Consider the following 11,460-nt stretch of genomic DNA (forward strand, 5'->3'; position numbering starts at 1 on the left):
TGCGGGTTTCCCGCTCAGGTGGCGGGATTCTCCTTTTCGGGCCATTCCAGAAATGGTTCGTCACCAGGGATCCACCCGGGCAGCCACTGGTCGAGCGTTGCTTCCACGTCGCTGCCACGGAGGCCGCATTCCCAGAGGATCAGTACGCGCCAGCCGGCGGTCAGAAGCTGCTCCTGGTTGCGCTGATCACGGGCAATGTTCTGGCTGAATTTCTTCTGCCATTTTTCCGGGTTGGTGGACGGAGTGGTGGTCAGGCGGCAACCACGGTGGCGATGCCAGAAACAGCCATGGATGAAGATGGCCAAGGAATGTTTCCTGAGAACGAGATCGGGGCTGCCCGGGAGCCTTGCCTGATGAAGCCTGTAGCGGAAACCTCGCGAATGGAGAAAACGACGTACCCGCATCTCGGGTCGCGTGTTGGTCGAGCGGATCCCGGACATCATCCGCGAGCGCGTTTTCGCATCAACTACGTCCATCGAGTGTTGCTCCCGAGCGGCCCCGCGGGCGTGAAACCTTCTCTGCAGAAAGGGCTCATTCAATGACGCCTGTACCCGTAGCGGACCTGTTTGCCGGCCCCGGCGGCCTGGGTGAGGGCTTCGCCTCGCTCACGGATGCCTTTCGCATTGAACTGTCTGCGGAATGTTCGTCCTCGGCCCACCGTACGCTGCGGCTGCGCGCGTTCAAGCGCGCCCTCGAGGCTTCGGGTGAAAGCACGGCCCCCTATTATGACTACGTGAAGGGCCGGCGAGCTGCCCCGTGGACCGATGCGACCCGCGAACTCTGGGAGGAGGCGGAGCGGGAGGCACTGTGCGTGACGCTGGGGAACGCCGATGATGACCAGCGCTTCTCGCAGGCCCTGGCGCAGCGGGATTTTGTCGACGGTGTTCTTGTCGGGGGCCCGCCGTGTCAGGCGTATTCGCTGGTCGGCCGAGCCCGTAACCGGGGTATCGAGGGATATGTTCCCGAAGACGACGGTCGCCACTATCTGTATCGCGAATATCTGAAGCTGATCCAGAATTTTCGCCCGGCCGTTTTCGTGATGGAGAACGTGAAGGGCATTGTCAGCTCGCGGGTTGGCGGACGGAGGATCTTTCACGACATTCTCCGAGATCTCGTCGACCCGGATGAGGCTCTCGCGCGTGCTCCGAACGGACCGGGATACAGGATCCATTCACTGGTCGATCCCGGGGTCGTGTTTTCGGCCGGAGAGGATCCGGCCGCGATTCCTTCGCATGCCTTTACGGTGAAAGCCGAGGAACACGGCGTCCCGCAGGCCCGCCATCGCGTCTTTCTCCTGGGGGTGCGGGAGGACCTGGGTGTAGCCCCCGGGTGCCTGCACAAGCGCCGGGCCACGACCGTCGCCGATGCGGTCGGCGACCTGCCCGCGTTGCGCAGTCGCCTGTCCAGGGGGGACAGCGAACAGGCCTGGCGGCAGGAGGTTTCGGAGCGAGGCGAGGCCCTTGTGCGGGAGGCAGCGAGGCGCGGTCAGGACGCCCTGGCCGAGGAGCTGGACAGTGCCGTCAGGCGCATTCGGGAAATCCGGCAATGGTCGGTTGGTGCCCGGTCACAGCCTCTGGTTTCGGCACCCGAAACCAGGAACGTCGGTGGTCTCGCGGACTGGTGGCATGACCCGCGTCTGGATGTGGTGCTCAATCACGAAACCCGCTCGCACATGCCAGCGGATCTTGCCCGTTATCTTTACGCGGCGAGCTTTGCTCGCGCATGCGGGCGTTCACCCAAGGGGGCTGATGACTTTGCCCTGCCGGGTCTCGCGCCCAGCCATGCCAACTGGACGACCGGAAAATTCGCGGATCGATTCCGGGTGCAGTTGGAAAACGAACCCGGCAGGACGGTCACCAGCCATATCGCGAAGGACGGGCACTATTACATTCACCCCGATCCGGGGCAGTGTCGTGCGCTGACCGTGCGTGAAGCCGCGCGGATTCAGACCTTCCCCGACGACTACTTTTTCGAGGGCAACCGGACCGAGCAGTATCATCAGGTCGGAAATGCCGTGCCCCCGTTTCTGGCCCGCCAGATCGCCATGCTGGTGAAGGACTTGCTGGTCGCCCATGATCAGCAGAAAGCCTCCCTCGCCACGGAGGACCCTTTTCAAAGAGCGGAAGCGACTGCCTGAGCCGCAGCCGCAGCGCAGTCAACTACGCCGCGACAGGTTGGCCAGAGCCGCATGGAACACCGCATTCACGCGGCCAAGGAGCTCGTCCTCGCCGAGCCCGTCGAGATCCTGTGTTACGGGGTGCGCGGTCAGACTGCGAATGGCATCACGAGTCAGGGCCTCCATCGGAACTCCGGAATTCTCCTGCCTGATCCGGTTCCAGGCCGATGCAATCGTCCGCGCGGTTCTCGGACTGGCCGAAAGGTCCGGGTGCTCGATAATTTGCGCCAGAGCATGCTTCGTGGCCGGTTCGGGTTAGTTCCGGCCCGCACCACGCACCATTGTGGTCGGCCCTTGGGTGGCGTTGCACGGCCTGCTCCGGGACTTCGGCACCCTGTGCAATTGGGTGGCATGCCGGGCGGGGGTCATATCGCCGATGGAAGGCCACCGTCGAGCGCCACCGCTGCAACGCGGCACCGCTCCCCCTGAGTGTCCAGCGGCATTGGCACATCAAGACCTTGGGTCGCCCCCTGAGGGACGTCTGGACTTCCCAGCCGACCTTGATTCTGCAATCATCGCGTGGTTTCTTCTAGTTGTATCAGCGACGCTGACATCCACCCTCTTCGCAACTCCATCGGAGGTGTTCGTGCCGGGGCCACAGGTAGACAGTTTGATTGAGCGTATCCGTCAGGCGCTTCCGCGACACGGAAATCTTGATGCCGCGGTTAGGGCGGTGCGCGATGAATTCGAGACGCTGGACCCCGGGCTTGCGCAAAAACTGTCCGGCGAAATCGACGAAGCTCGGAGTTTCGTTGCACGGGAATTCGAACAGATCGAGATACTCCACACACATTCCGTCATCCAAAAACGTCCGCAGTGGTATTTCGGACCCAAACCTTCCGACCTGCACTGGCCCGCAGTCAAGGCATATCTTCTGAACCAGAAGAACTGGCCGGAAGATGATGTTCGGGGAATCGATGACGCATCCAATGAGGTCGTGTCCCTTCTGGAAAACCCCCGCAACCCAGAAAAACCCCAGTTTTCTGCCCGAGGACTGGTTGTCGGTCACGTCCAGTCAGGGAAGACCGCAAACATGACCGCAGTCATCGGGAAGGCTTTGGACTCGGGTTACGACACGATCATCGTCCTCGCTGGCCTCACCAACAAGTTGCGGTATCAGACGCAACTCCGCCTTCACACGGACCTCGTGCAACGGAATCCACTCAATTGGCATGTTCTGACTCGCAATGACATCAATCGGGACTTCCGGGCACCCGCTCAAGGCGGGTTCCTATCGCATTCCGACAAGGCCCAGCTTGCCGTGATAAAGAAGAACGTGTCGCCCCTTGGAGAACTCAAAGACGCCATACAAGAAACCTATCCGGCGGTCCTCAAGCAGCTCAGGGTCCTCGTTATCGACGACGAATGCGACCAAGCCAGTGTGAACTCCGCGCGCGGCGAACTGGACATGACCGCCATCAATCGGCGCATTCGCGAAATTCTATCCCTGCTCCCGGCCGTCACCTATGTCGGTTACACGGCGACACCGTTCGCCAATGTTCTCATCAACCCCTACCGCACCGATGGGCAGGAAATCGACGATCTGTATCCCCGGGACTTCATTACTGCGCTTCCCCATCCGGAGCGATATTTTGGAACAGAACGGCTGTTTGGGAAAACTCCGGAAGACCCGGCAAACCCCCTGCCCGAGGAAGAGGGTCTCGACATGATCCGGGAAGTCCTTCCCGAAGAAGAGGCCCTTCTACAACCACGAAGCCGCAAGGAGCGCGATTCGTTCCACCCTGAGATGACACCAAGCCTGGAGGATGCGATCCTGTATTTCCTTGCCTGTTGCGCGGCGAGGCATGCCCGTGGCGACGGCGAGAAACACATGACCATGCTGGTACACACCTCGGCCTACGTGACGGCGCACGAACGGGTTGCCTCGCTCATACAGGGCTGGATCGATGTCAGCCGAAGTGACTTGGCCGATCGTCACTCGGACCTCGCCAAGAAACTCGCAAGGCTTTGGAATGACGAGGCCGAAAGTCTCCCGAGGGACATCACGGATGCGCCTAGAGTGTCTGCTAATCAGATCTTCGAGCATTTACCCAAGGTGCTCGGTCGCCTCGAATTTCCGGTCGAGAACGGAGCGAGCGACGACCGCATCGATTACTCTGCGCCCTCGCGGACCTATATCGTGGTCGGCGGCTCGATCCTCGCACGGGGGCTCACCCTTGAAGGACTGATGGTGAGTTACTTCCTGCGGTCTGCAAACCAGTACGACACGCTGCTGCAGATGGGGCGATGGTTCGGTTATCGCCCCGGCTACGAGGATCTACCGCGAATCTACATGCCGAATGAACTGAAAATGAGGTTCAGGGCACTCGCGGCCGTCGAGCAGGAAATCCGCGACGATATCGAACAATATCGATTGCAGGATCTGACCCCCATGGACATCGCGGTCCGTGTCCGCGCCATACCCGGCATGGCGATCACGGCTGCGAACAAGATGCGGGCGGCCCGCCGCTGCGCCGTCAGCTACTGGGGCACCCACCGCCAGACTTTCCGGTTTTCTCACCTTGACCAAGAAAAACAAATGCGGAACTGGAATGCCGGCGCTGAGCTTATCAGTCGGATCGAAGCTCTCGGATTGCGGGACAAACGGGCCGATGCCACTGGCCGAAAACTTTGGTGCAAGGTACCCAAGTCATCAGTGCGCCGGTTTCTGGAATCCTTCACGGTGGAATCCTCTCACGCAGACCTGCTACCCGATCTGCTGATCCCATTCCTCGAGGGTGGAGACCCCCGCCTTGACCATTGGAATGTCGGCATCGTCGAACCGGGACGAGGCACCCCCTCTGAATTCGACCTTGGAAGTGCCGGAAAAGTGAGAACGGTACGGCGTGCGAAACTGAAGGACCTTGGACAGATAGCAGACATCAAAGCCCTGATGTCCAAGCGCGACCTCCTTTTCGATTGCTACAACGATGGCGAAAAATCCGGCACGTGGGACGACCTCAAGGAAGCGCGTCTTCAAGAAGTCGGACAGGTGCCACTCCTTCTGCTCTACGCGATTGACCGGCATTCGGCTCCTGAACGCGAAAGCAAACTCAAACTGCGTGAGCCTCTGGACGCGGTACATGACGTTCTCGGTCTTGGCGTCGTGTTCCCGGGATCGATCACGGAGGGCGGTAACTTCGTGTCCGTCGAATTAAAACCGGTCTCCGCAGAAGAACTCGAAGAGATTGAACAGGAGGAAGCGGCTCAGGCGGAGGCAGCCGGTGTCTGAGAGTAGGCCCTATGCGTCGGTCGCCGGACAATGGAATGTCCTTCGCACTAGCGGCGGCAGTGGTGATGGGTTTGAGGTGCCGTCTCTAGCTCTGCCGGCAAGGACTGACGCGGGCCAGATTCGCCTAGCTGTTGGGCCGAATGGCGAAGCAAGGTTGCTTGTTCCACTGGCTCGAGATGACAGCCTGCAATCAATGGAGGCCGGGCCTGCGCTACTCATCAGCGTCTCGACCTTAATGCACAAAGGGCGCGCATCCCGGTTCATGGATCTCATGTGCCTTTCCAGTGAACTCGAAACTGTGTTCGGCGATGTCGTAAGCGAAATCCTCGCACGTATTGCCGCAGGCGCAAACGTCTCGCAGGCAACGAGTGAAACGATCGAGGATTTTCGTGCGTTGCTGATTCCGCACTCCCATCGCGACATAGAGCGGCACCGAGTCGCAGGGCTGGTAGGAGAACTCGTTATCCTGAACCGACTCCTTGACCTCTCGCCCTCTGCCTGGCGGGCATGGCAGGGGCCGGCGGGTGACCGGCACGATTTCAGGGTTCGTGACAACTCGCTCGAGGTGAAGGCATCACTTCGAGCGGGCGTCAGTGTTATTACGATCAACGGGCTGGCGCAGCTGGAACCGCCTTCGGATGGATCTCTCCATCTTCTCCACCTTGTCCTCGAACCGGCCGATGGTAGCCTGCTGTCGGTTGCCGCCTTGGGCGGCCAAGCACTCTCGAAGGCAGATAACCCCTCTGGGCTGCGGGAATTGCTGTTGTCCGTCGGTTGCAGTGACATTCTCGATGAGCGGTGGAACCGCCATACCTTCAGACTCGAAGGGGAAAAGCTCTATTCCGTTTCGGTCGATTTTCCCCGGATTGCTCCGTCATGCTTCGAAGGGGGCGACGTCCCTGCCGGCGTCGTCGATGCAACCTATGAGATCGACCTTGGTTTCGCCGAAAGCTGCAGGCGTCCTCCCACCGAGGTTGACGAACTGCTTCGAGAATTTGCCAGATGACGCAACGCACTCTTGAACTGTACTCGGAGCCCTATGGCTCGACCGGGAACATCGGCGAAAATTTCCGAAAGCTTCTCGGCGCCCCGACCCTGGATCCCCTCCAGACCGTCATACGCGAGTCCGTCCAAAACATCGCCGATGCGGCGAAGCTTGGAACAGGGCCGGAAATCCTCATCAGAATCCGGACGCTTACTACCTTTCAACGGGACGTGCTCAGAAACCGGGGCCTTGCGGAGCTACCCGAAGAACCGACGTCGAACAGACAGATCTGCAATGCCCTGGATCAGGATCCGTTGGTCGTTCTGGAAATCTGCGATTTCGGAACAGTGGGCCTTGGAGGGCCGACTCGATCAGACCGCATTCCTGTCGGGACGAAGCGGACCGACTTCATCGACTTCCTGCGCAACATCGGAACACCTCGAGACACCGAGCACGGTGGTGGAACCTACGGATTCGGGAAGGTTGCGCTGTATCGGGCCAGCACTTGCAGCACAATCATCGTCGACACTCTTCCTCACGGCGGTGATCCGGACAACCGCCGGCTCATCGGCTGTCATGTTGGTCGATCATTCGAGAGTCCGGAAGATGGCATGCTTCGCAGGTTCACCGGACGACACTGGTGGGGAGCACGAGATCCGGAAGATGGCATTGCCGATCCGCTGACTGGCACGAGCGCCGACGAACTTGCCAACGCCCTCGGCTTTCCTGACCGACGGGAGCGGGGAAGCGGGACCTCCATCATGATCGTCGGCTTTCAACCCGAAGACGAAGACCTGCGAAACGCGGCGAACCGCATCGTCGAGTCTCTCCTTTGGAACTTCTGGCCAAGAATGATGACGGATTCACCGGACTCGCGGCGGTTTAGGTGCAGGGTCATGTTGGAAGATGCGGAGGTCCCCGTTCCGGAGCCCGAAACGCTTGCGCCGTTCCATCTGTTCTGCAACGCCATGCGGGCAGCGCGCCACCGCGAGGGAAATGACGTGCGGCGCATCGAGTCGTTGAAGCCACCGAAGTACCTGGGAGCTCTGGCCATAGAGAAGGGATTGAGATCGCCGCGCCGTCCTCTCGTGGCGACGGACTCACTCGTACCGGAGCAGCTTCATCACATCGCGCTCATGCGGCCCGTTGAGCTCGTCGTGAAATACCTCGAGGGCAACCCGCTTCCGGATGGGCGCCTCGAATGGGTGGGAGTGTTTCTGGCGAGTGACGAGGATGAGGTCGAACGCGCCTTCGCTGATTCCGAACCGCCAGCACATGATGACTGGGTCCCCGACAACCTCTCCAAGGGTAATGAGAAGCGCTACGTGAACGTTGCGCTGAGACGGCTCCGCGAGGCGGCTGTCGAAATGGGCCAAGAGGCAACGCCGCAATGCAGCGGCCGAAGCGACGGGCCGCCGTTGGCGCGGCTGGCTGGACGGCTGGGTTCTGTTCTCGAGAATGTCGGAGGAGACGGTGCCGGCCGCCGCCGCACAACTGGCGGGGGGCCTGGCCCTCGGCCGAAGCGCGCGCGAGCCACCCGCCCCGGTTTCGAGCGTCTGGAAGTCAAAGCGAAGGGAAAGGTTGCCGTATTCTCGACCGATGTGACACAGGACGAGAAACGAAGTGGTGTCGCGTTGAGTGCGTCGGTAGCAGTTGCCGTGGAGGGGGCAGGACTAGGGCATACCAAGGAGGATGCCCCGAACCCCGAAGTGCTTTCCATCAAATGGTCTGACCGCGGTGAAGTCGCGGATGGCGCGGTCTTCGACCTTTCAGGACGCGAAGGACGTTTCGAGATTTTCGTGAGAGTCCCTGACGACTGCGCGGTCATCGCTTCGGTCGATGTGTTGGAAGAGGCACCTTGACATGAATCGAAGAATTGCCTTCCCTTTCCTTACTCTTTCGGATGCCTCGATCGAAGCGTCCCCTTGGGAGGTTTCGGTCGACGGAAATGACTGGGTTGAAGCCGGCGAGTTTCTACCGGACTGGGATTCGTCGTGCGACGTGCATATCCGGCGAACGGTCCGGTTGGTGCCGGAAGTTGCAGTTATTGATTTGTCCCTGTCCATCGATGACCTTCAGCTATTGCTCGGCGTCCGGTTGGGTACGGGACAGGGCCGCCTGCCGCGCTTGGTCATGGACAGGAAGTTGGAGCGCGTGAACTTGGACAATCCCGTTTGGAAATTCGAACGGGTCATCGAGGGGCGGGCGCTCTCGATGGTTCTCGATCTTCAGACGGAGGTGATACTGGCCTCTCCTCCGGCGTCGCCAGGTGTGCTTTCCCCGAGGGCCTTCGGCGACCGCCTGTGGTCAGACAGCGTGCGCATCCGCCTCGAAGGCGAGGAGCCCCGTTTCCCGATCGAAACCGCCGATCTCGGGCAGCTTCTGGGCGAAGGTGTCGCTAGTGGTGCCCCATGGTATCTGCACTGGTCGCCACGCGACTGGAGTCGTGAATTCAATGGCGCTGTCCGTCTGTACCTGAACGAGAGCGCGGCCGAATTTCTGGAGCGGATCGAGAATGAGGATCCAGCAACCCTTCAGCTCATCTTGGCAGACATCATGAGCCAGATTTGCGAAAGGTTTCTCGTCGACGCTGAAGCAGTCGAGTGGATCGACGCTGCGGAACCCGGGTCCCTTGGAGCCCAAGCAGAACAATGGCTCCGCAAGGCATGGCCGGGAAAGGATGTCGCCTTCATCCGTTCCGTCCTCGAAAGCCGACCGGGCGCCTTCCGATCTGCGTTCCTCGCTCTCGCTGAACTCGGGGAAGCTTAGATGAGTTTTCTGCTTCCAAGGCTTCCCGACCCCGCCTGTGAAACTCTCGTCAGAAGTTTTCTTGAGCAGGGCCCGGAGCGATGGCCAGGCTTCAGTCCGGCGAACCTTCCTTCTTCGGTGCGGTTTGCGGCAACGGGTGGAGCACCGCTAGGACGTGCGGAACTGACCCAATTGCGCACTGACCTAGAGGAACTGGCTCGCGCCCATGGTTTCGGCGGGTCCAATGCCGGGAACTCCCATGCCGCATTCGATGCGAACGCAGCGGCATGGCTCGCGGAGGTCGAAATGTTCTCCACCGGCGAAGCACTGAGGGACGACGTCTGGAGTTTTGTCGCGGCCGTCGTCGCACCTGACATCGTGTACTGGCGGTTTGGCGCTGCAATGGAGCGTTACACGGGTGGCGTCCGGAACACCTTTCAACGCCTGTGGATGCGCGGTCGCGCTCTTGACCGGGGCCCGGAGCACCCTGAGCGCTGGCAGTTGCTGGCGGAGTTGAGCGAGGATGCCTTGGTGCAAATCACCGAGCGTCCCAGTATTGGAGGCGATTCGACGCTTTCACTGGCAGTGGCGGAAGCATGGATGCGAGCGTCGAAACTCCACGGCAGAACCTCGATGGAAGACCTCATGCGGCGGGCCATTCTCGAAATCCGCATTCGCAACGAGATCAGATCCCTTTCAGACCTTCCAGCAGCAGAACTCGCTGGCTTCCTCAACGAGGTGTTCCGCGTTCCCAACAACCCCGGCGCTGCAGAAGCCGACGCGCCCGACAGTGGACCGGGGCGAGCAGATCGGCAAGCGATGAGGCTGCGGACGCGGAGTAGATCCTGAGACTAGCTGTCAGGTCCCGGCTGGTTATAAACACGTTTGCGAAATAAATCGGGGCGATCCTGTTGCCGGGCCTTGAGGGTCTCCACCGGCGTTCGGTGCCCCAGCGCCTTCTGCCCGATCTGATGGTTGTACAGGCGCTGGTACTCCCGGAGGGTGTCTTTCAGATGCTCTCCCGAGTCGAAGCGCCGGGTCCGCAGCAAGTCGGCGATCCGGCCGTTGAAGCGCTCCACCATTCCGTTGGTCTGCGGCCGTTTCGGCCGGATCAGACGATGCTCGATCCCGTGGTCGGCGCACAGCCGGTCGAACGGATGGCGCCCCGTGGGCTCGCGTTCATCGGTGGCCGCAAAGCGGTCCGTGAACTCCTTGCCGTTGTCCGTGACCACGTGCGTGACATGGAACGGCGCCCGCTCGATCAGCTTCTTCAGAAAACCGCGCGGCTTCGTCCGTCTTCGAGCGTCGTACCTCGAGAAAGACCCAGAGCGAGGCACGGTCGATGGCTACGAACAGGTAACCGCGCGAGGGCTCGGCGCCATCTGGGGCAGGTACTTCACGTCCACATGCACAAACCCCGGCACGTAGTCCTTGAACGGCTTGTGGCCGGGCTCGACGGCCTCGCCGGCCTGCTCGCGCTTGAGCGCCTGCAGGTCGCTGACACCGTGGCGGCGCAGGCAGCGGTCCAGCGCCGCCCGGCTGAGGTCCGGGTTCAGGAACTCGCGTGCCACGATCAGCAGATCGTCCAGCGACAGCAGGGCGATCTCCTGGACCTGGACCACGATCGCCTCCTGTTCCGCCGTGAGCGTCGTGTGCATCGTTTTCAGACGATGGGTCTGGGCTGCCACCTCGGTGCGCCGACGGCGCCACTTGCGCACCGTCATGCGGCTGACGCCGTAACGCCGGGCGAGTTCCGGGTCGCTGACGCCGGCCGGCGCCTCCTGCAGTTCCTGCCGGATCCGGGGTGTGGTGCGAGCGTTGGAATCGATCGTACTCGTCATGCCGTCAGCCCCCCGTTCGCTCATCGGGCACAGTACTCATCCACTCCCGGGCATGAAACAGGGGTGCCTTCTCTCGCGGTAAGTAATCAGGCGAGCCCTGACATCTACTGGCAAGCCCAGGACCGGAAGACCCTCAAGCGGATCAACAAGTTGATCGCGGATGTGAAGCGGCCACCGCTGGAAGGTATTGGCAAGCCCGAACCTCTCAAGGAGAACTTGGCTGGCTTCTGGTCGCGCCGTATTGATGACACCCATCGCCTGGTCTATGACGTGGTGTAAAGCCCCTGAAATCCTGGACACTCACTTGCACAAAATTCACGCCGCGATGGCCGGCTCGTCCCGGTGCGCTTCACGCACCTGTGCCGGCGTCTGATGGCCGTGGCGCTGGAGCAGCCAAGGCCGGTTGAACCGCTCCTTGAACGCCAGCAGCTCACGCCTGAGCTCCTCGACGCTCTCGAACCGCCGGACCCACAGCAAC

General features: G+C 61.1%; 9 protein-coding genes and 1 pseudogene. 7 read left to right on the forward strand and 3 right to left on the reverse strand.

The genetic code is table 11. The features are described 5' to 3' along the window. Positions 1 to 14 precede the first annotated feature (14 nt). On the reverse strand, positions 15 to 476 hold the full coding sequence (locus D571_RS0113165; protein WP_018937161.1) for a very short patch repair endonuclease: 462 nt from the start codon (positions 474 to 476) through the stop codon (positions 15 to 17). A gap of 62 nt (positions 477 to 538) precedes the next feature. Between D571_RS0113165 and D571_RS13850 the strand changes: the two genes are divergently transcribed. Continuing rightward, positions 539 to 2,137 (forward strand): DNA cytosine methyltransferase, encoded by a 1,599-nt coding sequence (locus tag D571_RS13850; protein WP_018937162.1) that lies wholly within the window; start codon positions 539 to 541, stop codon positions 2,135 to 2,137. A gap of 18 nt (positions 2,138 to 2,155) precedes the next feature. On the opposite strand, the gene D571_RS14360 is transcribed toward D571_RS13850, so the two are convergent. Then, positions 2,156 to 2,302 carry a hypothetical protein gene (locus tag D571_RS14360; RefSeq protein ID WP_018937163.1) on the reverse strand — a complete coding sequence of 49 codons (147 nt, stop codon included), beginning with the start codon at positions 2,300 to 2,302 and terminating at the stop codon, positions 2,156 to 2,158. Positions 2,303 to 2,786: 484 nt separating this feature from the next. Between D571_RS14360 and D571_RS0113180 the strand changes: the two genes are divergently transcribed. The 5 genes from D571_RS0113180 to D571_RS13855 all read left to right on the forward strand — a co-directional run bounded on the left by D571_RS0113180 (position 2,787) and on the right by D571_RS13855 (position 9,990). Further along, the gene (locus tag D571_RS0113180) at positions 2,787 to 5,408 is read left to right on the forward strand and encodes a Z1 domain-containing protein (RefSeq protein ID WP_026287860.1); all 2,622 of its coding nucleotides are present in this window, start codon (positions 2,787 to 2,789) and stop codon (positions 5,406 to 5,408) included. Between the two features lie 76 nt (positions 5,409 to 5,484). Beyond that, the gene (locus D571_RS14190) at positions 5,485 to 6,414 is read left to right on the forward strand and encodes a PD-(D/E)XK motif protein (RefSeq protein WP_255349498.1); all 930 of its coding nucleotides are present in this window, start codon (positions 5,485 to 5,487) and stop codon (positions 6,412 to 6,414) included. Next, complete coding sequence (locus D571_RS14195) at positions 6,411 to 8,255, forward strand: hypothetical protein (protein ID WP_083916913.1); 1,845 nt, start codon at positions 6,411 to 6,413, stop codon at positions 8,253 to 8,255. Before D571_RS14190 ends, D571_RS14195 begins: the two co-directional genes overlap by 4 nt. A gap of 1 nt (position 8,256) precedes the next feature. Then, a complete protein-coding gene (locus D571_RS0113195; RefSeq protein ID WP_026287861.1) occupies positions 8,257 to 9,162 on the forward strand; it encodes a hypothetical protein in 906 nt (301 codons plus the stop codon). Next, positions 9,163 to 9,990: a hypothetical protein gene (locus D571_RS13855; RefSeq protein WP_198003817.1), complete on the forward strand. Its 828-nt coding sequence runs from the start codon at positions 9,163 to 9,165 to the stop codon at positions 9,988 to 9,990. It begins immediately after the preceding gene. A gap of 2 nt (positions 9,991 to 9,992) precedes the next feature. Here D571_RS13855 and D571_RS13860 read toward each other — a convergent pair. Beyond that, positions 9,993 to 10,982: pseudogene (locus D571_RS13860) on the reverse strand (IS481 family transposase). Positions 10,983 to 11,045: 63 nt separating this feature from the next. Here D571_RS13860 and D571_RS0113210 point away from each other — a divergent pair. Then, positions 11,046 to 11,261, forward strand: a complete 216-nt coding sequence (locus tag D571_RS0113210) for a Txe/YoeB family addiction module toxin (RefSeq protein WP_018937170.1) — start codon at positions 11,046 to 11,048, stop codon at positions 11,259 to 11,261. The last annotated feature ends 199 nt before the right edge of the window (positions 11,262 to 11,460 follow it).

Origin of the sequence: Thioalkalivibrio sp. ALJ24 (assembly GCF_000377785.1) — a bacterium.
GTDB lineage: Bacteria > Pseudomonadota > Gammaproteobacteria > Ectothiorhodospirales > Ectothiorhodospiraceae > Thioalkalivibrio.

What these genes read in the sequence shown, in the direction of transcription:
- D571_RS13855 (WP_198003817.1), top strand. Translation starts at nt 9,163, where the DNA reads ATGAGTTTTCTGCTTCCAAGGCTTCCCGACCCCGCCTGTGAAACTCTC.
- D571_RS13850 (WP_018937162.1), top strand. Translation starts at nt 539, where the DNA reads ATGACGCCTGTACCCGTAGCGGACCTGTTTGCCGGCCCCGGCGGCCTG.
- D571_RS0113165 (WP_018937161.1), bottom strand. Translation starts at nt 476, where the DNA reads ATGGACGTAGTTGATGCGAAAACGCGCTCGCGGATGATGTCCGGGATC.
- D571_RS14195 (WP_083916913.1), top strand. Translation starts at nt 6,411, where the DNA reads ATGACGCAACGCACTCTTGAACTGTACTCGGAGCCCTATGGCTCGACC.
- D571_RS0113195 (WP_026287861.1), top strand. Translation starts at nt 8,257, where the DNA reads ATGAATCGAAGAATTGCCTTCCCTTTCCTTACTCTTTCGGATGCCTCG.
- D571_RS14360 (WP_018937163.1), bottom strand. Translation starts at nt 2,302, where the DNA reads ATGGAGGCCCTGACTCGTGATGCCATTCGCAGTCTGACCGCGCACCCC.